21 protein-coding genes are annotated in these 23,067 nt (G+C 51.9%); 7 read left to right on the top strand and 14 right to left on the bottom strand.

From position 1 onward, the window contains the following. Nucleotides 1–67 precede the first annotated feature (67 nt). From OGX95_RS15850 to selO, 5 genes are all read left to right on the top strand, one after another. The gene (locus OGX95_RS15850; RefSeq protein WP_286630119.1) at nucleotides 68–619 is read left to right on the top strand and encodes a glutathione peroxidase; all 552 of its coding nucleotides are present in this window, start codon (nucleotides 68–70) and stop codon (nucleotides 617–619) included. Next, nucleotides 619–1,368, top strand: coding sequence for a vitamin B12 ABC transporter ATP-binding protein BtuD (gene btuD, locus OGX95_RS15845; RefSeq protein WP_286630118.1), 750 nt, complete (start codon nucleotides 619–621; stop codon nucleotides 1,366–1,368). The genes OGX95_RS15850 and btuD overlap by 1 nt, the downstream gene beginning before the upstream one ends. A 77-nt stretch (nucleotides 1,369–1,445) precedes the next feature. Then, nucleotides 1,446–1,910: an NlpC/P60 family protein gene (locus tag OGX95_RS15840; protein WP_005120307.1), complete on the top strand. Its 465-nt coding sequence runs from the start codon at nucleotides 1,446–1,448 to the stop codon at nucleotides 1,908–1,910. Between the two features lie 316 nt (nucleotides 1,911–2,226). After that, nucleotides 2,227–2,937, top strand: coding sequence for an EAL domain-containing protein (locus OGX95_RS15835; RefSeq protein WP_286630117.1), 711 nt, complete (start codon nucleotides 2,227–2,229; stop codon nucleotides 2,935–2,937). A 64-nt stretch (nucleotides 2,938–3,001) separates the two neighbouring features. Next, entirely contained in the window at nucleotides 3,002–4,444 is a 1,443-nt protein-coding gene (gene selO, locus OGX95_RS15830) for a protein adenylyltransferase SelO (RefSeq protein ID WP_286630116.1), read from the top strand. Here the strand turns inward: selO and OGX95_RS15825 are convergent. The 8 genes from OGX95_RS15825 to ppsR form a co-directional block, all read right to left on the bottom strand. Continuing rightward, on the bottom strand, nucleotides 4,441–5,220 hold the full coding sequence (locus OGX95_RS15825; protein WP_286630115.1) for a heme ABC transporter ATP-binding protein: 780 nt from the start codon (nucleotides 5,218–5,220) through the stop codon (nucleotides 4,441–4,443). The genes selO and OGX95_RS15825 overlap by 4 nt on opposite strands. Continuing rightward, on the bottom strand, nucleotides 5,213–6,205 hold the full coding sequence (locus OGX95_RS15820; protein ID WP_286630114.1) for a FecCD family ABC transporter permease: 993 nt from the start codon (nucleotides 6,203–6,205) through the stop codon (nucleotides 5,213–5,215). Before OGX95_RS15820 ends, OGX95_RS15825 begins: the two co-directional genes overlap by 8 nt. Further along, nucleotides 6,205–7,026 (bottom strand): heme/hemin ABC transporter substrate-binding protein, encoded by an 822-nt coding sequence (locus OGX95_RS15815; protein ID WP_286630113.1) that lies wholly within the window; start codon nucleotides 7,024–7,026, stop codon nucleotides 6,205–6,207. The genes OGX95_RS15820 and OGX95_RS15815 overlap by 1 nt, the downstream gene beginning before the upstream one ends. Then, nucleotides 7,023–8,054, bottom strand: coding sequence for a hematinate-forming heme oxygenase ChuS (gene chuS / locus OGX95_RS15810; RefSeq protein ID WP_286630112.1), 1,032 nt, complete (start codon nucleotides 8,052–8,054; stop codon nucleotides 7,023–7,025). Before chuS ends, OGX95_RS15815 begins: the two co-directional genes overlap by 4 nt. Nucleotides 8,055–8,101: 47 nt before the next feature. Further along, a complete protein-coding gene (locus OGX95_RS15805) occupies nucleotides 8,102–10,087 on the bottom strand; it encodes a TonB-dependent hemoglobin/transferrin/lactoferrin family receptor (protein ID WP_286630111.1) in 1,986 nt (661 codons plus the stop codon). Between the two features lie 72 nt (nucleotides 10,088–10,159). Continuing rightward, complete coding sequence (gene hemP, locus OGX95_RS15800; protein ID WP_271440813.1) at nucleotides 10,160–10,348, bottom strand: hemin uptake protein HemP; 189 nt, start codon at nucleotides 10,346–10,348, stop codon at nucleotides 10,160–10,162. A 208-nt stretch (nucleotides 10,349–10,556) separates the two neighbouring features. Continuing rightward, entirely contained in the window at nucleotides 10,557–11,603 is a 1,047-nt protein-coding gene (aroH, locus tag OGX95_RS15795; protein ID WP_286630110.1) for a 3-deoxy-7-phosphoheptulonate synthase AroH, read from the bottom strand. 126 nt (nucleotides 11,604–11,729) lie between these two features. Continuing rightward, nucleotides 11,730–12,563: a posphoenolpyruvate synthetase regulatory kinase/phosphorylase PpsR gene (gene ppsR / locus OGX95_RS15790; RefSeq protein WP_137383349.1), complete on the bottom strand. Its 834-nt coding sequence runs from the start codon at nucleotides 12,561–12,563 to the stop codon at nucleotides 11,730–11,732. 329 nt (nucleotides 12,564–12,892) lie between these two features. Between ppsR and ppsA the strand changes: the two genes are divergently transcribed. Then, a complete protein-coding gene (gene ppsA, locus OGX95_RS15785) occupies nucleotides 12,893–15,271 on the top strand; it encodes a phosphoenolpyruvate synthase (RefSeq protein ID WP_286630109.1) in 2,379 nt (792 codons plus the stop codon). A 94-nt stretch (nucleotides 15,272–15,365) separates the two neighbouring features. Here the strand turns inward: ppsA and fadK are convergent, their stop codons facing one another. From fadK to OGX95_RS15760, 5 genes are all read right to left on the bottom strand, one after another. Further along, nucleotides 15,366–17,012, bottom strand: a complete 1,647-nt coding sequence (fadK, locus tag OGX95_RS15780) for a medium-chain fatty-acid--CoA ligase (RefSeq protein ID WP_286630108.1) — start codon at nucleotides 17,010–17,012, stop codon at nucleotides 15,366–15,368. 81 nt (nucleotides 17,013–17,093) lie between these two features. After that, nucleotides 17,094–17,387, bottom strand: coding sequence for a ferredoxin family protein (locus OGX95_RS15775; protein ID WP_286630107.1), 294 nt, complete (start codon nucleotides 17,385–17,387; stop codon nucleotides 17,094–17,096). Next, nucleotides 17,384–18,673 carry an FAD-dependent oxidoreductase gene (locus OGX95_RS15770; protein ID WP_286630106.1) on the bottom strand — a complete coding sequence of 430 codons (1,290 nt, stop codon included), beginning with the start codon at nucleotides 18,671–18,673 and terminating at the stop codon, nucleotides 17,384–17,386. Before OGX95_RS15770 ends, OGX95_RS15775 begins: the two co-directional genes overlap by 4 nt. A gap of 57 nt (nucleotides 18,674–18,730) precedes the next feature. Beyond that, entirely contained in the window at nucleotides 18,731–19,666 is a 936-nt protein-coding gene (locus tag OGX95_RS15765; protein ID WP_286630105.1) for an electron transfer flavoprotein subunit alpha, read from the bottom strand. 21 nt (nucleotides 19,667–19,687) lie between these two features. Beyond that, the gene (locus OGX95_RS15760) at nucleotides 19,688–20,452 is read right to left on the bottom strand and encodes an electron transfer flavoprotein (RefSeq protein WP_286630104.1); all 765 of its coding nucleotides are present in this window, start codon (nucleotides 20,450–20,452) and stop codon (nucleotides 19,688–19,690) included. A gap of 509 nt (nucleotides 20,453–20,961) precedes the next feature. Between OGX95_RS15760 and OGX95_RS15755 the strand changes: the two genes are divergently transcribed. Continuing rightward, a complete protein-coding gene (locus OGX95_RS15755; RefSeq protein ID WP_286630103.1) occupies nucleotides 20,962–21,852 on the top strand; it encodes an AraC family transcriptional regulator in 891 nt (296 codons plus the stop codon). 54 nt (nucleotides 21,853–21,906) lie between these two features. Here OGX95_RS15755 and OGX95_RS15750 read toward each other — a convergent pair whose 3' ends face one another. Beyond that, nucleotides 21,907–23,058 carry an acyl-CoA dehydrogenase gene (locus OGX95_RS15750; protein WP_040233722.1) on the bottom strand — a complete coding sequence of 384 codons (1,152 nt, stop codon included), beginning with the start codon at nucleotides 23,056–23,058 and terminating at the stop codon, nucleotides 21,907–21,909. Nucleotides 23,059–23,067 lie beyond the last annotated feature (9 nt).

The following is a 23,067-nucleotide window of genomic DNA, read 5'->3' as shown; positions in this document are numbered from 1 at the left end:
AGGTTCGGTCTATGCTTACAAGCTGAACAAGGTCATTCCACTATTCACCAGTTGTTCTGGAGATGCTATGCAAAACACGCTTTTTAATACGGAAGTGACAACCATCGACGGCGAGGCGACCTCATTACAGGCGTATGCCGGAAATGTACTGTTAATTGTCAACGTAGCCTCAAAATGTGGGTTAACGCCACAGTATGAGCAACTGGAAAACCTGCAGAAAGCCTGGCATGGGCAGGGTTTCACCGTTCTGGGATTCCCCTGCAACCAGTTTCTGGGGCAGGAGCCCGGCAGTGAAGACGAGATTAAGATGTATTGCAGCACAACCTGGGGTGTTACTTTCCCGATGTTCAGTAAGATTGATGTCAATGGCGAAGCCCGCCATCCGTTGTATCAGAAGCTGATTGATGCGGCACCCACTGCGGTTGCACCGGCAGATAGCGGATTTTATGCGCGTATGGCGAGTAAAGGCCGGGCACCGCTCTACCCGGACGATATTCTGTGGAACTTCGAAAAGTTCTTAGTCGGCCGGGATGGACAGGTGCTGCACCGTTATTCACCTGATATGACGCCTGAGGACCCGATTCTTGTACACGCTATAAAGACTGCATTGGCCAACTAATGTCCCGATTAATGTTGCTACAGGATGTTGCTGAATCGACCAGACTCGGCCCGCTATCTGGTGAAATTAAAGCAGGCGAGATCCTGCATTTAGTGGGCCCCAACGGCGCGGGGAAAAGTACGTTGTTGGCGCGAATGGCGGGACTGACGACCGGAGAGGGGAGCATCACCTTCGGTGATATACCGCTCGGTGACTGGCCGGCAGCGAAGTTGGCGCAATATCGTGCTTATCTTGCGCAACAGCAAAATCCGCCATTTGCGATGCCGGTCTGGCATTTTCTGACGCTGCATCAGTCTGATAAAGCGCGAACAGACCTGCTGCAGGAGGTGGCTGATGCGCTTGGGCTGGGAGATAAACTGGGACGTGGTGTTAATCAGCTTTCAGGGGGGGAATGGCAACGTGTGCGTCTGGCGGCCGTCATCCTGCAAATGAGTCCGCAGTCTAATCCACATGGGCAACTTTTGTTGCTGGATGAGCCGATGAATAGCCTGGATGTGGCGCAACAAAACGCGCTGGATAGAGTGTTGAGCCAGCTGTGTCTGCAGGGAATCGCCATTGTGATGAGTAGTCATGATCTTAACCATACGCTACGCCATGCGCACAAGGCGTGGTTGCTCAAACGCGGAAAGCTGCTGGCGAGCGGTTCGCGTGATGTGGTGTTGACGCCAGCAAATCTGTCGTTGGCCTATGGTGTAAATTTCCGTCGCCTGGATATTGAAGGCCACAGAATGCTCATATCAACCACTTAAGTTAAATGGGTTCTTGAAAATCACATAATTTCCACGCTAAATTGACACAAAAATAAAAATCAGAGGATTCGTCCTGAATGCGCTTTTGGCTCCTTTTCATCACAGCATTGTTTTTGGCGGGGTGCAGCAGCCATCGTGCTCCTGCGCCGAATGCCCGACTGTCGGACTCTATCGCTGTTATCGCGGGTCTTAACGATCAGTTGCAAACCTGGCATGGCACTCCCTATCGCTATGGCGGCATGAGCCGTAGCGGGGTGGATTGTTCGGGATTTGTGTTGATGACGATGCGTGACCAATTCGATCTTCAATTACCGCGAGACACGCGTACTCAATCAAAGATTGGTACCGAGATCGATAAAGATGACTTGCTACCCGGCGATCTGGTTTTCTTTAAAACGGGCTCCGGTGAAAGTGGTCTGCATGTCGGAATCTACGATACCAATAATCAATTTATCCATGCTTCAACCAGTCGCGGAGTGATGCGTTCTTCGCTGGATAATGTCTACTGGCGTAAAAACTTTTGGCAGGCACGCCGAATTTAATCATTACGGATGACGAGATCGGCGCGCGGTTGTCTCGTCATCCTCATTTTAAATGCCAACTTTCACTTCTGCTGTTTGTCGGTCAATAACCCCAAACGTTAAGAGCGTATCTTGCTAAAAATATGATTTATCCCGAGATATTAAAAAGTGCAAAGCTGGATATTCGTTTATAATCAGGATAAGCTAAAAAAAAAGGATTCGATTTACTGGCTAAAAAGGGAAAAATGAAAGGGCCTCTATTTGTATCAGCAGCAACGTATTTTTCCATCCTTTGCTACAGGATCCCGGATTACACCCATGCAGAGGGGCTGGCACAATGATTGTTTCACTGGATTATCTTTATCATTCAGAGTTCTCTTTTCTTCCTGCACGAAGTGAAAAAGGTGACCTTGAGTACGTCGATATTGTTACAAATTTTGTCAGTGCGGATGGCAACGTACGCATGCCAACAGAGTTGGTTATGCCCCGGATGTCAGACGACGATCAATGTCGTTTATTTGCCGAGAAGCTGGAATTAATCGAAACGTGCCAACACTTTTTTATTCAACGCAAAATTCCTGCCTGGCTTAATTTAACGCCAGCGGTTGCTAATACTTTATTATCAGATGCTGAATATGCTTCACGTGTTGAACGATTTTCATTTATTGAACTGACGATTAATGAAAGTTATCCGGAGTTAAACAGTGGCAAAGAAAATCCCACACTGGCTGCCCTGGCTGCGCGATTCCCATTAATACTGACAAACTACGGTGCCGGGGGCATATCCACGCGGGCAATTTTTGATGGTCTGTTCAAACGTGTCGTGCTGGATAAAAACTTTGTTCAACAGAGGATTACACATATTTCGTTTGAGCCGTTTATGCGGGCTATTCTGGCGCAATTATCCCCCAGTTGTGAATCAATCATCATTAGCGGTATTGATACACAAGAGATGCTGGCGCGGGTATTACCTTTGGGATTCAGCGCGATGCAAGGGGGGCTGTGGCCAGCGGTATCACCTGTAAAGATCATTTCACTGGTAAAATGATAACCCTTTTATTTGCTGGTGTTTAACAGACTATTAACAGTCTACACTAGAGACAGGAGGCCCTATGACCCTGTCTTTTACTACTCGCTGGCATGATGAATTACCAGCAACCTATACCGCTCTTTCGCCCACCCCCCTGAAAAACGCGCGCATCATCTGGCATAACGATGCTCTGGCTGCGCAATTGGGAATTCCCGCTGCGTTGTTTGATGCTTCTAGTGGGGCAGGTGTATGGGGGGGCGAATCGCTATTACCTGGGATGGTGCCTTTGGCACAAGTCTACAGCGGGCATCAGTTCGGTGTCTGGGCTGGGCAGCTCGGCGATGGACGAGGGATTCTGCTGGGTGAGCAATTGCTTGCCGATGGCACAACCCTTGACTGGCATCTGAAAGGCGCTGGTTTAACGCCTTATTCCCGCATGGGGGATGGGCGCGCCGTGCTGCGCTCGACGATTAGAGAGAGCCTGGCCAGTGAAGCCATGCATTATCTGGGGATACCTACAACCCGGGCCTTGTCGATTGTCACCAGCGAGACTCCGGTGCAGCGAGAGACCACTGAAGCAGGCGCGATGCTCATTCGCGTGGCACAAAGCCATATGCGTTTTGGTCATTTTGAGCACTTTTATTATCGTCGTGAACCGGAAAAAGTACGCCAGCTTGCTGACTTTGCGATCCGTCATTACTGGCCACAATGGCAGGAAGAGGCGGATAAGTATCAGTTGTGGTTTACGGATGTTGTTATGCGCACGGCGACGTTAATGGCCGACTGGCAAGCCGTAGGCTTTGCGCATGGGGTGATGAACACGGACAACATGTCGATTCTTGGCCTGACGATGGATTATGGTCCCTTCGGTTTCCTTGATGATTACGTGCCAGATTTTATCTGCAACCACTCCGATCATCAGGGGCGCTATAGTTTTGATAATCAACCTGCTGCGGCTTTGTGGAACCTACAACGTCTGGCGCAGACGCTTTCGCCATTCATCCCGGTTGATGTGCTCAATGATGCGCTGGACGGTTATCAACTGGCCTTGCTAACCCGCTATGGGCAACGCATGCGGCAAAAACTGGGTTTCTTTAGCGAGCAGAAAAACGATAACGAAATCCTTAGCGAACTGTTTAGCCTGATGGCGCGGGAAGGTAGCGACTACACGCGAACGTTCCGCATGCTCAGCCAAACTGAGCAACACAGCACCTTGTCCCCACTGCGCGATGAGTTTATTGACCGTGCATCATTTGACGACTGGTTCACACGTTACCGCACGCGCCTGCAACAAGACAATGTGGCTGACGTTGTCAGACAAGCGCAGATGAAGACGGCGAATCCGGCGATGGTGCTACGTAACTGGCTGGCGCAGCGGGCAATAAGCCAGGCAGAGCAGGGTGATTATAGCGAACTACATCGGTTACACGCTGCGTTACGTACGCCGTTCATCGATCGGGATGATGATTATATCAGCCGTCCACCTGACTGGGGTAAACGGCTGGAGGTAAGTTGTTCCAGCTAAGGTGCGAGAAAAACGTGTGGGGATGCGTTGGCCGGGTGTTGGCCAACGTGAACCTGGGCACCGTACCAGCGTATCAGATCATCAGCCTGTAACACGGCGTCGGGCGTCCCTTGAGACACAATGCTTCCTTGATGGAGCAGTATGATCCGGTCAGCCCACAGTGCAGCCAGATTGAGATCGTGAAGGATGATGCAAACATGCAATTCTCCTGCAGCGGTGAGTGTCTTTAGTAATCTCAGCAGATGCTGCTGATGGTAAAGATCTAACGCTGACGTCGGTTCGTCGAGAAATAGCCAACCGCGGGGTCCGGTGTTGCACCACAATTGCGCCAGCGCACGGGCTAACTGAACGCGTTGTTGTTCGCCACCGGAAAGCGCAGCGTATTGCCTGCCCACCAACGGTGTGCAGCCGGTGATTGCCATTACCTGAGCGATAAGCTCGGGCTCGGGATGTTGGGACCAGGGGGCACGGCCCATCGCGATGACGGCTTCTGTCTGCCAGTCAAAACCTACCTGTGTTTGCTGGCGCATAACCGCACGATGGCGCGACAGCGACTGCGTACTCCAGTCAGCCAGTAATTTGCCATCTAACAAACAGTGTCCGGCAGTCGGTTTAAGAAAGCCGGTCAACAGACGTAGCAGGGTGGATTTTCCCGCACCATTCGGCCCGATTAACACGACCAGTTCACCTTTAGCGAGTTTGAGCGATACGTCGTCAATAACTGAGCGCTCAGCGAGGCGATAGTGAAGTCCTTCGGCAATAAAATGTTCAGCCATGCGCTCCTCGCTGACGAAAAATAAGCCATAAAAACCATGGCGCACCGAGAATACTGGTCAGCAGACCAACGGGCATTTCCGCAGGCGCAACTGCGGTGCGGGCGAGAGTATCGGCAATCAGTAGTAACAATGCGCCAGCCAGAACAGAGCCGGGGATCACGGCCCGATGGTCTGAACCGAGCCACATACGCATTAAATGCGGGACAACCAAACCGATGAACCCAATGACTCCGCTGACCGCTACAGCAGCGGCCACGAGTAATGCGCTGCACAACAACAAAATACGTTGGATCGTCCGAACATCAATGCCGAGATAATGCGCCTCCTCCTCACCCAGTTGTAGCAGGTTCAGTGCCGTGGCCAGGCGCCAGATAACCAGTACTGTTGGGAGCATTAGCGAGGTGACAGCCAGTAGTGTTGACCACTGCGCAGAACCCAAACTGCCCATCCCCCAAAGTGACAGCTGCCGCAGTTGCGCATCATTGCTGATCCACGACAGAACGCCGACCGCGGCCCCGCAGAGTGCGTTGATGGCAATTCCGACCAACAACAGACGCGATAGCGAACCGTCACGCTGCTGGCTGAGGATAAAAATCACCACGGTGGCAGCCAGCGCACCGAGAAATGCCGCCATCATTGGCGCATACAGCATGAGTAACGCGGGTAATGAGACTGGTAACACCACCCACAGGGCGACGGCGCAGGCCGCACCGCTGCTAATGCCCAGTAGCCCTGGGTCGGCAAGCGGGTTGCGAAACAATCCCTGCATGACGCAACCAGCCAGTGCCAGTGAGCCGCCAATCACCAGCGCCAGCAGAACGCGCGGTAGCCGAATGGTGAGCCAGATTTGACGCAAAGCATCATCTCGGTCCAGCCAGAGCAGGCTTACCGGCAGACGCAGCGCGCCAAAACCGGTCGCCAGTATCGTCATTACACCCAGCAGAAAGGCCAGCATCCATAACGAGCAAGTGATTCTTCGGGCCATCAGGGCAATTGCTCCGCTTTGGCGCGTAGCTGCAAAATGGCCTGTGCCGTACGAACGCTAAAGCCCAGTAATGCCATATCATCAATCTGCAGCACCTGCTTATTGCGCCCGGCAGGCGTTTGCGCAAGCCCAGGCAGTGCCCACAGGTTAGCTTCACCACCAACGGCCTGAATACCATCCCGCGAGATCACCACCAGGTCGGGCTGGCTGGCTATTACGCCTTCTTGTGATAACGGCTGGTAACGGCTAAAACCCTGCATTGCGTTACGTAAGCCGGCAGCGCGAATAGCGGCATCAGCCCCCGTTTCCTGCCCTGCAGCCATTGCGGTCATTCCACCATGATTGAGAATAAACAGAACACGTTTATCAAGCTGCGTGGCGGGTAATGCTGCGAGTTCCTGGCGTAACCTGTTGCGCAGGGCTTCGCCTTTAGCCTCCTGGTGTGTAGCCTGCGCAATAACCTGCACTTTCTCATCAATCACGCTAAGCGTATTGCTGGCAGGGACCATGACAACCCTGACGTTGCTGTGCTCGACCTGCTTCAGGGCCAGAGAAGGCTGCGCTTGTGCGCTGGCCAGCACCAGCGTAGGGCGGGTAGCCAGGATTCCTTCGGCGTTGAGCTGACGTAAATAGCCTACATCGGGTAATTGGGTCGCTTCCTGTGGCCACTGGCTGGTGCTGTCACGTGCCACGAGGGATGATTGCGCATCCAGCGCATACACAATTTCGGTGACATCGCCACCGAGAGCCACAATCCTTTCTTCAGGCGCTGCCAGCGCCGCGACGGGGAACAACGCAATCAGGACCAGCAGTTTTTTCATGCGGCCAGTCCTTTTGGCGTGAGCGCGTCAATCTGTGCGCGCCATTGCGTCTGCTCTGGTTCGCCTTCCGTACGTTGACCATACAGCTGGGCGATTTGCGTACCGTCGGCAGCAAACAGTTCCAGACTGGTGACGTGGCCATCGGCGGTCGGTTTGCGCGTTACCCACGTTTCTGCCACGCTCTCTTCCAGCAGATGTAAGGTAAATGCCGGGTTGAATATATTTAGCCAGCCTTTCATCGGCACCAGTTTTTCTATCACGCCGGTAAAAATCTGTACGCAGCCGCGATTACCCACGAAGACCATAATTTCATTGCCATCCTGGCGCGCGGTATCAAGTAATTGCGCCAGTGCGCTATTAGAGACTTTACAGGCCAGATCGTCGCCAACGAGATTAAATGCCTGTTGACGGGTGAGATCGTGGCGTTTCAGCAGACCAAAGAACTGATGTACATCGGTCATGGCTCGCCACTCTTGATCAACCGTCTTCGCATCGACCGTGATGGTGGCTGGTGCAGAAGTGTCGGCGGGTTGCAGTACCAGTGGCGGGTTTTCAGCGAAGATGAAACGGGTCAGCAACGCAGCCCATTCCTCAACGAGGGTATTCTGTGTGACATAGACTTTCAGTAACGCATCCCCCTGATGGTCAAAGAACTGAATGCTCTGACGCTCGCCGTGGGCGGTGGTCTCACTGATATGAAAGGCGCTTGCCCACTGATTAAGGAACAGGCGCAGGTCGAGGGCGCGCGGATTAAGAACCAGTCCGGCATGACCGTTCAGGTGCTGATTGGTAAAAGCGCCAACCTGTTCATGCACCGCATACTCATTACGGCAAATACATTTTGTTTCGCCTACGGCTTCCAGAGCGCCGAGGATTTCGCGTACTTCGCCACGTAAACGCCACGCGTCATGACCGACGCGTGCGAAAGTCAGCTCAGCTTCGCTAATGTTCATCAACCCTGCGATGTCACGCGCATATTTTCCAGGATGTTCTTTTTTCAGTTCCAGCCAGCGTGTGTAGTGATTCATTGCCTCTTCCTTCCAGATTGCTGCCCCGGCTCGTCGGGGCAGGGTGATTACCACTGATAACTCACGAAAACTTTGCCGTTACGGCCATCTTGCGGAATGCCTTGTGGAGACCAGTACTCTTTATCAAAAGCGTTACCCAGTACCAGTGTGGTGGTCATACCTTTCAGTGCCTGTTGACCCTGATAGCTCACGTAAAAGTCGTTTACTGCATAGCCGGGCTGTTTGGTGTAGCTGCTGCTGATATGGGTTGAACGGTCCGCAAACGTGCCTATCCAGCCGACTGAGAAACCGCTGTGTGCCACGGGTATATTCAGTTTGCTGGTGACGGTGTCCGGGTTAATGCTGGAAATGTATTCACCGGTGTCGGTATCTTTGCCTCGTGTACGGTTGTAGGCCATGTCTAAACTGAACAGATCGGCGGTGTACTTCGCCATCACGTCCCAGCCCCAGATTTTGGCATTGGGTACGTTATAGGACATGGTTGTCGCGGCAGCAAAATTGACGCTGGTGGAGATGTAATCTTTCGCTTTGGTATCGAAATAGCTGGCTTTAAATTCGAGCGCATCGCTTGCCATCAGCAAATCGTCAAAGCGCAAACCGAAGCCATACTCCTGCGTTTCGTTGGTTTCCGGACGCAGGTTAGGATTGGGTACCCAATAGTTGGTGTAAAAACGGCCGATGGAGAAGTGTTTTGCATCGTTGTACATCTCGCCCATTGTCGGCGCGCGGAAAGCCTGAGCCCATGATCCGAACAGCATCAGCCAGTCGGCCGGCGTGACGGTCATTCCTGCGCGGGACGACCATTTGTCGGCATCGACATCCGCATAACCCTCGCTGCTACCGCGATATGAGTCATAGCGTGTACCACCCAGTAATGTTACTGGCATATCCCGTAGGGTGATTTCATCCTGTAGCCAGCCGGAGCTGAAATCAATTTTTGCCTCAGGGAAACCGGTCGTCGCACCACCGGGGCGTTGTTCCTGGCGATAGTATTCCCCACCGTAAGTTAACAGGTGAGAAGCAAAGGAGTCGGAAAACAACCGGCTGCGGTTATCAATTTTCCCGCCTTTGGTCGTTTGTTTGCGAAACTCATTAGTCGCATCCGGATTCTGGGCATTAATGCGAGCCTCGGACCAGTAAATGCGTGCATCAGCGTTCAGCCAGTCATTGTCCGCAGGGGCGAGCGTGTAGGTCAACTGTGCGTCACGCTGGATCGTTGAGCGATCGGTCATCGGGTTGTTACTGGTATCTGCTGCGCTGGTTTGCGGGTTTTTGGGCTCACGTGCATCATTGTTGTAATAACGTAGTGAACCTGCCAGAGTCTGGGCGCTGTCAATTTTCCAGCTCCCTTTTGCCAGCATATTGTTTATTGCTTCATCGTTCGGCGCGGTGGTACCGTCGCTCTGGCGTAAGTCCCCGCGATCGCGAGTTGACCAGGCGAGCAGACCGTCCAGCGTGTCGGTTCGACCAAACGCGCTGGCACCCATGCCGAGGCTATGATCGCCCGAGGCAGCAGTACCGAACACGCGGTAACCGCTGTTTTTATCCGCTTCAAGTAAGTCTTTAGCATCTGCTGTGTCATAGGCGATTACCCCGCCGAGCGCACCGCTGCCATACAGCAGAGCCGAAGGGCCACGCACCACTTCGATACGTTTAATGAGCGCCGGATCAAGAAATGTGCTGTTCAGGTGTCCGGTGTCGGTTCCCTGACGTACGCCGTCTACCAGCACCAGAACTCCGCGTCGGTCATAGCCGCGCAGATTGACGTCCTGACCGTTGGTTCGCCCCGTACCGTCAAGGGTAAGTCCAGGCACTTTACGTAACAGATCTGCCGCTGAACTGGCAGTCTGGTTTTCCGGCGCGGTCGCATCAATAACGCTGACCATCATTGGCGCTTCAAAGGCACTGCGGGCATTGCCGGTGGCGGTGACCGTTATATCTTCAGCCGCCGCAAATGCGGCGGCGGGAAGGCTACTTACGATCGCCAGCGCCAAAAGCGATGGGCGCAGCGATGTCGTGTGCAGGTGTGGCATAGCAACTCTCCATTAGAAAATCGAAAGCGCTGGCTGCCTGGGTATCACCTGGGTGGCTGGCGTAATAGGTATTTATTTAGTCAGAATGAGTTTACCGGCATGAGTCTGGCGCAGCAGGTAGTGCTGACCATCATGTTCTATGATCACTCGTCCTTCATTTCCCAGCAGGCTTTTACTGTCAATCCGACGTTCGTCAGGCGTGACAGAAGGCGGTGTTTTTTCTTTTGCAGGCGTTGCTGTAGTGTTATCCATACGTGACATAGTGTTTAAAAATAGCAATCAATGTAACAATGATAATCATTATCAATAAACTGAGAATTTGCATCAAGCCTTTTTGTGAAATAATTGTGACGGGATCAAATTTGCGGGATTGTGCGGCATTAAAAAAGCCCGGTAGCATTACGCTGACCGGGCCTGGATGGGCACGAACCGTAGATCGGGACAGGCGAAACCGCCATCGGGCATGATTTTAGAATCGACTGTCTACCGCCGCGGCGAGTTTTTCGACCAGCAGTTCCGTATCTTCCCAGTTCAGGCAGGGATCGGTGATTGACTGACCATAAACCAGTGGCTGGCCGCTGACGATTTTTTGCGTACCTTCGCGTAAGAAACTTTCCGCCATGATCCCGGCTATCGCCGTCGAACCATTGCGGATCTGCTGACAGACGTCATCGCACACGTCTAACTGACGGCGATGTTGCTTCTGGCAATTGCCATGGCTGAAATCCACCACCAGATGTTCCGGCAGAGAGAATTCATGCAGCGTATCGCAGGCCGCGGCAATATCTTCGGCAGAGTAGTTCGGCTTTTTACCACCGCGCATGATGATATGACCGTAGGGGTTGCCGCTGGTCTGATAGATAGTCATCTGACCGGTTTTATCCGGTGAGAGGAACATGTGGCTGGCGCGTGACGCGCGAATAGCATCGACGGCGATACGTGTATTGCCATCTGTCCCGTTTTTGAACCCGACAGGACAGGAGAGCGCGGAAGCCATCTCACGGTGAATTTGGCTCTCTGTGGTGCGTGCGCCAATAGCGCCCCAACTGATCAGATCGGCAATAAACTGACCTGTCACCATATCAAGGAACTCAGTGGCCGTCGGTACACCCAGTTCGTTGACCTGTAACAGCAGTTTACGTGCCAGCTCAATACCATGATTTACACGATAGCTGCCATTCAAATCTGGGTCGGAAATGAGGCCTTTCCAGCCCACGACGGTACGCGGTTTTTCAAAATAGGTACGCATCACGATTTCCAGACGCGCCTGGTGCTTAGTGCGCAGTGCCTGCAAACGCGTGGCGTATTCCATGGCGGCATCGAGATCGTGAATCGAGCAAGGACCAACGATGACCAGCAAGCGAGGATCTTCACCATTCAAAATTTTTTCTATCCGACGTCGGGAATCCGTTACATGGCGGGCGACGGAGGACGAAACAGGATGCCGTTGCGCAAGCTCTGCTGGAGTGACCAGGTTGTCAATACGCGCAGTACGGAGTTCATCGGTTCTGTTCATTACTTATCTCAGAAATTTGTTGCTTCAACGGCAGGACTACCGGGAAGTGATGTGCATCACAATAACACACTCATCCTGCCTGGTGGCGAGCATAATAGCAAAAAATCGAACCAATGCACTAGCATTCTAGTACATGCGGCGATTCAGCCCCATGATGTCGAGGATCTTGGTGGCAATCTCTTCTACTGAATAATTGGTACTGTTCAACCACGGAATTTGATTTTTCCGGTACAGCGCCTCTACTTCAGCAACTTCCATACGGCACTGGCGCAGTGAGGCGTAGCGACTGTTTTCACGGCGTTCTTCGCGGATCGCCGTCAGGCGTTCAGGGTCAATCGTCAGACCAAACAGTTTGTGTTGTAACGGCTTCAGAGAGGCGGGCAGCACCAGATTATCCATATCATCGGCAATAAAGGGGTAGTTAGCGGCCCGGATACCAAACTGCATTGCCAGGTATAAGCTGGTAGGCGTTTTTCCGCAGCGGGAAACGCCAAGTAGAATCACCTGCGCCTGATCAAGGTTGCGCAACGAGATACCGTCGTCGTGCGCGAGGGTATAATCAATGGCTGCAATACGCGCATCGTACTTGTTGAGGTTGCCTGGATTCAGTCCGTGCGTGCGATGCGCGATCGGTGTGGGGTCGAGTTTCATCTCGTGTTGCAGTGGGGCAACCAGTGCCTGGACGATGTCCTGGCAAAAACCCTCACTTTGTAAAATGATCGAGCGAATTTCCGGCAACACGATGGAGTAGAACACCAGAGGACGCACACCCGTTTGTTGATAAATGGCGTCAATCTGGTCTTTAACCGCACGAGCACGGCTCTCATTTTCAACAAACGGCAGCGTAATGCTGCTGATCGTGACCGGAAATTGCGACATTACCGCGTGACCCAATACCTCTGCGGTGATGGCTGTGCCATCAGAAATATAAAATACATGACGATCAACAGCATTATCCATTTTGCTCATCCTGGAGGTAGACATAATTCTCTGAAAGCATAAATTAAAATTCGGCAGAAGCGAATATTGCCGCATCTATTTTATAAATTGAAACAGTATTTTTATATTTAATGAAAAGTACATTTCATTTTTCGGAACAAATGTTTATACCGACTGATTTTGTGGTGATCCCGTGCCGTTCGCGGGTTTGCGCAAATGCGTAAAGAATCTGAAAAAATAAAAAATAAAGTTGCTTGAACGATTCACCGTTTTTTTCGCTGAAGTAAATATGCCAAGATAATTACGCAAAATTGAGTTTCCTAACCTCGTTCATATATAAGGATTGTTCGATGTCCAACAATGGCTCGTCACCGCTGGTGCTTTGGTATAACCAACTCGGCATGAATGATGTAGACAGAGTTGGGGGCAAAAATGCCTCCCTGGGTGAAATGATTACTAACCTTTCAGGTATGGGCGTTTCCGTACCGAATGGTTTTGCAACGACCGCCGATGCGTTTAACCAGTTTCTGGACCAAAGCGGCGTAAACCAGCGCATTTATGAGCTGCTGGATAAAACGGATATCGACGATGTTACCGCGCTTGCAAAAGCGGGTGCACAGATCCGCCAGTGGATTATCGACACTCCTTTCCAGCCTGAACTGGAAAATGCCGTCCGCGATGCCTACGCGCAGCTGTCAGCGGACGATGCCAATGCTTCTTTTGCCGTGCGTTCCTCCGCTACCGCAGAAGATATGCCAGATGCGTCATTCGCGGGCCAGCAGGAAACTTTCCTTAACGTCCAGGGGTTTGATGCGGTACTGGTCGCTGTCAAACACGTGTTTGCCTCGCTGTTTAACGACCGCGCAATCTCCTATCGTGTTCATCAGGGCTATGATCACCGCGGCGTAGCGCTCTCTGCGGGCGTTCAGCGTATGGTGCGTTCTGACCTGGCGTCTTCCGGCGTCATGTTCTCCATTGATACCGAATCTGGTTTCGATCAGGTGGTGTTTATCACCTCCGCGTGGGGACTGGGTGAGATGGTGGTGCAGGGCGCTGTAAACCCGGATGAATTCTACGTGCACAAACCGACCCTGGCGGCCAACCGCCCGTCCATCGTGCGTCGTACTATGGGTTCTAAGAAAATCCGCATGATTTATGCGCCGACTCAGGAGCATGGCAAGCAGGTTACCATTGAAGACGTTCCGCAGGCGCAACGTGATATTTTCTCACTGACCAACGAGGAAGTGCAGGCGCTGGCGAAGCAGGCGGTACAAATCGAGAAGCACTACGGTCGTCCGATGGACATCGAATGGGCTAAGGACGGTCATACCGGCAAGCTGTTCATTGTACAGGCTCGTCCGGAAACTGTGCGTTCTCGTGGCCAGGTGATGGAGCGCTATACGCTGCATGCTCAGGGTAAAATTATCGCTGAAGGTCGCGCCATCGGTCACCGCATCGGTGCTGGCCCGGTAAAAGTCATTCATGACATCAGCGAAATGAACCGTATCGAGCCAGGCGATGTGCTGGTTACCGACATGACCGACCCGGACTGGGAACCGATCATGAAAAAAGCGGCGGCGATTGTCACCAACCGCGGCGGTCGTACCTGTCATGCGGCGATTATTGCCCGTGAACTGGGCATTCCGGCGGTTGTTGGCTGTGGCGACGCGACCGAACGCATGAAAGACGGTGAGAAAGTCACTGTCTCCTGTGCGGAAGGCGACACCGGCTACGTGTATGCCGACATGCTGGACTTCAGCGTGAAGAGCTCCAGCGTGGAAACCATGCCGGAGCTGCCGTTGAAGGTGATGATGAACGTCGGTAACCCAGACCGCGCTTTTGACTTCGCTTGTCTGCCAAACGAAGGTGTCGGTCTGGCGCGTCTCGAATTTATTATCAACCGTATGATTGGCGTGCACCCACGTGCACTGCTGGAATTCGATGATCAAACGCCGGAACTGCAAAACGAAATCCGCGCGATGATGAAAGGGTTTGATTCACCACGTGAGTTCTACGTGGGTCGCCTGACTGAAGGGATCGCGACGCTGGGTGCGGCGTTTTATCCAAAACGCGTCATCGTGCGCATGTCGGACTTTAAGTCCAACGAATATGCCAACCTGGTCGGCGGTGAGCGTTATGAACCGCATGAAGAGAACCCGATGTTGGGCTTCCGTGGTGCGGGGCGTTATGTTGCGGATAGCTTCCGTGACTGTTTTGCGCTGGAATGTGATGCCGTAAAACGCGTCCGTAACGACATGGGGCTGACTAACGTGGAAGTCATGGTACCGTTTGTTCGTACCGTTGCCCAGGCGAAAGCGGTCGTGGAAGAGCTGGCACGTCAGGGGCTGAAGCGCGGCGAAAATGGACTGAAGATCATCATGATGTGTGAGATCCCATCCAACGCCTTGCTGGCTGAACAGTTCCTCGAATACTTCGACGGCTTCTCTATCGGGTCTAACGACATGACACAGCTGGCGCTGGGTCTGGACCGTGACTCTGGCGTGGTTTCTGAACTGTTTGATGAGCGTAACGATGCGGTGAAAGCACTGTTGTCGATGGCGATTCGTGCCGCTAAGAAACAGGGCAAATACGTTGGTATTTGTGGCCAGGGTCCATCTGACCACGAAGACTTCGCGGCCTGGTTGATGGAAGAAGGGATCGATAGCCTGTCGCTCAACCCGGACACCGTTGTGCAGACCTGGCTGAGTCTGGCTGAACTGAATAAGTAACATGATGCCGGATGGCGGCGTAAACGCCTTACCAGCCTACGATTGGCATTCAACGTAGGCCGGGTAAGACGCGTTAGCATCGCCATCCGGCACTTTACCCTTCAACGCTCTCCATGTTCTCCACGCTTAAGCGCTGAATAATATCCTTCCGTAGCTGAAATTTTTGGATCTTGCCAGACGCCGTGCGCGGTAAATTCTCGACAACCACGATGTGCTCCGGGTACTTGTATTTTGCTACCCGTTTACGGCTAAAAAAGGCCACGACAGACTCCAGCGACAGCGAATGGTGCGGAGGTTTTAGCACCACATACGCACACGATCTTTCGCCTAAACGATCGTCCGGCATTGCCACAACGCAGGCATCATGGATACGCGGATGCTGCAACAGAATATCCTCGACCTCGCGGCTACTGATATTTTCCCCACCGCGCACAATAATATCTTTCTTACGCCCGGTGATTTTGATGTATCCGGCCTCGTCCATTCGGCATAAATCGCCGCTGTAATACCAGCCGTCATTATCCAGTGCTCGGGCGGTCAGTTCAGGTTCATCAAGGTAGCCCATAAAAACATTGGGTCCGCGGGATGCCTCTTCTCCTTCCATACCCGCAGGCAACGTGTTACGTGCCTCATCGACGACTTTAATTTCCACGCCGGCTGCGGCATATCCGTCGGTGTTCATCATGCGGGAAAGCGAATCATCAAGATTGACTACCGCGTGCGGCGAGCTTTCTGTTGAACCATAGACGCTTAAAAGTTTAATGCCGAGCTGCTGACAATCGCGGGCTATTTTTTTCGGAATAGTGGTGCCGCCGCATAAGAAAAAGCGTAACGACGAGAGATCGTAGGGATGTTTTTCCACGCTACACAGCATGTCATAGACGAACGGTGTGGCGCCGAGTACGCAGGTACAGCGCTGTTGTACCAGCAATTCGAGACAGGCTTCGGGAGTGAAAATATCCAGCAGTACGCTGCGTGCACCAATTAAAAACGGTGCGGTCACGCCATGTAAAAAACCGGTAGCATGGCCAAGTGGCGCGGGCATTAAAAATACATCCAGCCAGGTGAGATTAAGACGGGCACAATAGGTGCGTTCACTGGCCAGGATGTTGTTGTGGGTCAGCATTACCCCTTTGGGCATCCCCTCTGTTCCGGAGGTAAACAGTACCGCAGCCAGTTCATCGGCATGTACACTAATGGGCTGAGTTAATGGTGGTGATAAAAGAAGCTGGCTGAGTGCCAGTGAGTCTGTCGCGGGGGCCAGCTTATCGACGGCAACAATCTGTTGCAGATGCGCCAGCTGGTTTTGCAAGGGCAGGATCAGATCCACTGGTCGGGTTTGCTTAAACAGCGTAGGTGCGAAAAAAATCTTTGCCTTGCATTTGTTCAGTACCCATACCAGCTCGGCTTCGCGCCAGGCAGGAAGTAGTGGTACGGAAACCGCCCCGGTTTTCAGACAGGCCAGATAGATAAGAGTAAATTCACACCAGCCGGGTAATTGAAAGGCGACGCGGTCACCTGGCTGGATTCCGCAGGCTAACAACCAGGTCGCCAGACGGCTGGCCGCACTGTCGAGCGCGGCGTAGGTGTATGAATCGCCGTGGTTATCGACCACAGCGATTTTGTCCGGCATTGCCTGGGTGGTCTGGCTCCAGTAATCACCCAGCGATGCATCCCCCCAAAATCCTTGTTGTCGATAAGCTTCCCGACGTTCGGCATTAAACGTTAATGTGACACTCATGAGTTATTCCCTGGATAATTTCGGTACACGTCCTGCCGGATAACAGATGTGCTGTATCCGGCGTACAACTGGCGATACGTGTTAGCCGTAACGGAAATCCACACCAAATGTCCCAACCGGGTATTCCCATTGTTCGAGGATAGTGGAACCGCACAGAACCCGGCAGGTACCACATTCCAGGCAGCCTGCGGAATCAAAATGGATATTTCCACTTTCGTCCTGCTTATACAGTCCAGCAGGACAGGCTTTCAGCAATTTGTGAAATTCTTTCATGTCAGGATGTTCGGCAAGGATGATGTGCGGATGCCCCTCATCGACATTGAATTTGTTAACGCCCAGTTTGACGTCAACATTTACGGTGTTGTCCTGACTCATAGCGCGGTTGCTCCCTTGATGCCATCTTTCAGTAGATTCATCAGCCCAATCTGCTTCGCATGGGACAAAATGGTCTTGCGAATTGGCTGGTTTGGGCTGCCATCAACGGTGAACATGTCGCTCATGATATCGGCCACCATGCGCGGATATTGGGTAAACAAACGGGGGTTTTCCATGAGCGCGGGGATCTTACGGAAATGCTGTAAATCACGCATCACACAACCCTGTTCAAGGGCGCGTTTGTAGTCCATCAGGCTGCTGGCGGAGAAATCCTGACGTTCTTTCGCTGCAATAGCGGTTTTGGCCGCAGCCTCTGCTGAAGCAATCGCTAAATCCATGCCGCGCACGGTGTAGCCCAGGTTCAGACAAAAACCGGCGGCGTCGCCGACGATCATCACACCGTCATCAACCAGCTTCGGTACCATCGCCAGACCGCCTTCCGGCACCATGTGCGCAGAATACTCCAGCAGCTCACCGCCGGCGATCAGTGGGCGAATAGTAGGGTGTTGTTTAAAATCTTCCAGCATTTGTGGAATGCTTTTTGTCGCATGCTCGATATCGCCCAGACCACATACCAGTCCCAGAGAGAGGGAGTCTTTGTTGGTGTACAGGAAACCCCCGCCCATCAGACCATGAGATGGCGAACCGGCAAACAACCAGGCGGCACCTTCATTTCCTGATAGATTAAAACGATCTGCAATGACTGCTGGTGGCAGGCCGATCAGCTCTTTTACGCCAACGGCATAATGCTGCGCCGCAGAGGTCGGTACCATTCCCAGTGAACGTCCCAGCATAGAATTGACGCCATCAGCCAGGATAACGATATTGGCTTCCAGGATATCGTCACCTGCCTGCACGCCAGTGACTTTGTTCCCTTCCCGAATCAGGGAATCGACGCGAACGCCCGGAATAAATTGAGCCCCGGCCTGTTCGGCCTTTTCCATCAACCAGGGATCAAGCCTGTTGCGCAATACGGTATATGAGTCCTGCGCCGGGCTATTGTCTTTTTCACGATGGAAATCGAGGGTGACGGCACTTTCTTCGGTAAGGAAAGAGATTTTTTCGCGGGTAACTATCCGTTCGACAGGGGCTTCCACTGCGAAGCCGGGCATAATGTGCTCAAGGCTATGTGTGTAGAGCCGTCCACCGGTCATATTTTTGCTGCCAGCACTGTTTCCGCGCTCAATAACCAGCACGTCCAGCCCTGCCTGGGCCATCACGTAACCCGCTACTGCACCCGCCACGCCAGCACCGACCACAATGGCATCAAATTTCTCATCTGACATGTTATTTGCTCCTTTCCCGCCGCGAGTGCAGCGGGATATGTGCGTTAAATGTGGCAGTTAGCGACTGAGCTGTTCGATAAGGGCCGGGACGACTTTGTAAATGTCACCAACCAGACCGTAATCGGCGTAGTTGAAGATAGGGGCTTTTTTATCTTTATTGATGGCGACTATAATCTTCGCGCCGTTCCCGCCGACCATATGTTGAATTTGTCCTGAGATGCCCAGTGTCAGGTACAAATCTGATTTCAACAGCACACCGGAAACGCCAATATAGCGCTCGCGCTCCATCCAGTTTTCACCTTCAGCAATAGGGCGTGAACAACCCACTTCGGCACCCAGAACGGCGGCAAGATTGCGTACCATCTGCAGATCGCTCTCGGCCACCAGGCCACGACCGACGCCAACCACGCGTTTGGCTTTGCTGAGATCCACGCTGCTGAGGGATTTGGCCCGACGTTCCTGACAAACAATTTCATGAAGTGGCGTGATATAAGGTGCTGAGACGACAGGACAAGTGTGCGCAGGATTTGCTTCTACTGGTTCAAACATGCCAGGGGCAAGCGTGATAATCGCCAGCGCGCTATTCAGTTTTTCTTTACCGAATGCCAGACCGCCATACATACGGTGTTCTGCAAACAGCGCACCGGCATCGAGAGTGACCGTTGTGGCGTCGTTTACCATCGCCGCATTGAGTTGAATGCTTAACCGCGCGCCCAGTGATTTTGCGCGTTTAGACGCAGGCATCAGCAATAGGCCGGTGTGCGTTTGCAGTAAGGCTGAGACAGTTTCGGCGTAGTTTTCAACACGCTGCAGTCCACTGGCGTGTTCGAGCACGATGATGTCATCGGCACCCAGCGTTTTAACCTGCTCGACCTGTTCGTTGCCCTGCACAATAAGGTGTACCTGCTCGCCCCACTGGCGGGCACCGGTCATTAATTCCGCATAGCGTTCTACGTTATCGCTAAACACCCATACGTTGGCTAATTTACTCATGATGATTGTTCTCCGTTGGGCTTAGTTCAGGGCTTTTTTCAGATGTTCGGCCAGTTCGGCAATGGCTTCTGCTGAGTCATTTTCCAAAATGATGTGCTTGCGTTCTGTCTGCGGTGGAACGCTAAGGCTGACTAATTCCGCTAGTGGTGACGCTGGCGTCCAGCCAATATCGCTGGCCTGCCATGGTGTGACGGGTTTTTTGCCGGCACCAAGAATGGCTTTCATTGATGGAATCCGCGGTGTATTGATATCTGAGGTCACGCAAATTACTGCCGGGAGCGACAGGTCAATGACTTCGACTTCATCTTCAAGGGTGCGCTCAACCAGAATGCGGTCGCCGCTACGTTGGATGTTGCTTACCGCGTTAATCACAGGAAGCTGTAGGAGCTCGCCTACCAGTAAACCGACCTGTTGTGCGTAGATATCGCCGGACCCTTCACCGAACAGCATCAGATCGAATTCAATGTTTTTAGCCGCACAAGCCAGTGCCTGGGCAGTATCGCGCGGCAGCGCATGTTCCAGTTGTGGGTCCTGCACCATAAACAGGCTATCCGGACCGCGGGATAGCACGTCTTTACGTACTTTAGAATTTTGCAACAAGGAGCCGCCCACCGTTAAGGCGACAATCTCATCGCCTTCAGCGGTAAGTTGTGTGGCGGCTTCGATCGCATTCAGATCAAATTGACTGATTTTGGCATCGGCCCGATCAAAGTTAAGCGAGCGCTCTGGGGTAACAACAATGTCCTGTTCTTCAGGCACCAACTTAAAGCAGGTTATTATTTTCATGGCATCTCCAGTGAGTCACGTTCGGATGATGACGGTGCGCGTCATTATCGGCAGTAGGGAAAATTTGACTGAAAATAGTGTGCGGCAGAGAGGGGCCTGTTTTCGACGGGGCAATCTGTTTTCATTCCCAACAATCTTGCAGAAAAATGTGCAATGGGAATGCTCAGTTTTTAAACGAGGGGTAAATATTGTGTGCAGAAGATTACACCACGAAAACAAGAGTCGAGAGGGGAATTGAGAAAAGCATCATATTTTTAATCGATATCTGAGGGTATTTGTTTCTGATATGTAAATCGTTAATGTTGCGTTAATAACATTTATTATTTTCAATGAGGATAAAACGTAAATAACGCAGGCTAACAGCGTTCTTGAGCAAGAAGTGTCATCTTGCAGGCGGTGCAAATAATTTTGTTTCGCCTGGATAGAATATCGTTGTATAACGTAGTTAATCGTTTTCATTTAACACTATTAACTTTCCGCGTATTTACCATCTAAAGGTGGAGGCTGTCATGTATCAACGATGTTTTGATAATGCCATGGAAACCCTTTTTGAGCAGGGGAAGACCCCCAGATTTTCGCGATTCGTCATCAGTGATGATCCTAACTGGGAGTCTGGTCACCATGTGCATGACAATGAAACAGAGCTTATCTTTGTCAAAAAAGGTGTCGCGCGATTAATCATTGATTCTTCACTGTACGTCGCTCACGCCGGGGATATTGTAGTGATAGAACAAGGGCGGTTACATGCCGTCGCCTCGGATAGCAGCGCGCCTGCCACTACCTATACCTGTGCACTGTACGGTTTTCGTTTCAATGGCTGGCAGGATAACCAGTTGTTGCAGTTACATTCGTGTCCGGTCATTAGCGTCGGCCAGGGAAAGGAGGTTATTAAGAGTATTTTTAATGAACTGAGTATTATGATACCGCAGTGTAAAAATAATCTGTCATCCTCTGCTTATGATGCCTTTGCCTACGCATTAACCGTCTTGTATTACGAAAACTTTAAAAATGCTTATCGCTCGGAACAGGGGTATATTAAAAAAGACGTGTTAATTAAAGATGTTCTGGTGTATTTGAATAACAACTTTCGCGAAAAAATCACACTTGATCAGTTGTCTAAAAAATTTCGCGCCAGTGTGAGTTATATCTGTCATGAATTCACTAAAGAATATCGTATTTCGCCGATTAATTATGTTATTCAACGGCGGATGACGGAAGCAAAATTTTCGCTGACGAATACGGAAGCGTCGTTAGCGGAAATCTCGTGGCGGGTAGGGTATGAAAATGTTGATCACTTTGCCAAACTCTTTCAGCGACACGTAGGGTGTACTCCCAGCGATTATCGTAAGCAGTTTAAAAATAATCTCACTGAGCAGGAATGCCTGCAGCCGGAAGTCTGATTTTCTGTCGAAAGTCCGGATAGCGTTTATCCACTATCCGGATGACAGAACGGCTTACTTGTTTTGATAATCTTTCAGGATCTGACGTCCGGCGACGTAGATCATGATTTCATCGGTGCCACCGCCAATGCGTTCACAGCGTACATCACGCCAGAACCGGGATACACGGGCCTCATCGGTATAACCCAGACCACCCATTATCTGAATCGCGTCGTCGATAACTTCCATCGCTGTGCGCGCGCAGTACAGTTTTGCCAGCGCCGCACTGGTACGCAGTGATTGTTCCTGATCGGCCTGCCAGGCGACTTTCAATACCATATTACGCATGTTTTCGATTTTAACCGCCATCAGCGCCAGTTTTTCCTGGATCATCTGGTTATGGCCAATCGGTTTACCAAAGGCGATACGCTGATTGGCGTAACGAGCGGCATCCTCGAAAGCACATTCGGCAAAGCCGGTGCTGCGTGCTGCGTTTATCAGGCGCTCCATCTCGAAGTTGTACATCACGTTGAGGAAGCCCATACCCTCTTCGCCGACCATATCACTTTCGTCAACTTCAACGTCATCAAGATAGACTTCGCAGGTACTTAACATGTGCCAGCCGATTTTATGCAGCGGATTAACTTTGATGCCGGGTTTCTTCGAATCCACCCACCACAAGGTAAAGGCTTTCTTCGGATCTTTCGGCTCGGGATCGCGAGCCAGGACCAGCATATACGGGTATTCTTTGGCACCGGTAATAAAGGTTTTTTGCCCGTTAAGGTACACCTTGCCGTTTTTGCGGGTGTAGCTGGTGGTGGCGCTGTTGTTATCTGAGCCAGCTCCCGGTTCGGTTAACGCCAGCGCATAGGCCGGATCGCCCGTTTCCATGGTGCTTTCAGCTGTTTTACGTAGCTGCTCTGCGGAGCCAAAACGGCGCATACTGTGGATACACTGACCGTTAGTGATCAGAAAGGCAGGTGCACCACATTTTGAGACTTCCATCAGCGCCAGCATTTGCGTGACGTAATCTGCCGGAATGCCACCGAATTCTTCCGGAACGCCCAGCATCGAAATGCCGTTATCCGCAAGCGCGCGCATAAATTCTTTAGGGTAGGTGGAGGTTTGATCACAGGTGCGGAAATATTCTTCCGGGAAATTACTGGTGATCAGTTCCCGAATGCTGGCAAGCAGCAGCTCTTGTTCTTCAGTTAATGAAAAGTCCATCAGGATACT

This window comes from Citrobacter sp. Cu233 (assembly GCF_030332225.1).
Taxonomy (GTDB): Bacteria; Pseudomonadota; Gammaproteobacteria; order Enterobacterales; family Enterobacteriaceae; genus Citrobacter.
The sequence above is the reverse complement of the archived record's forward strand: the minus strand, read 5'-3'. Positions and strand labels throughout refer to the sequence as shown.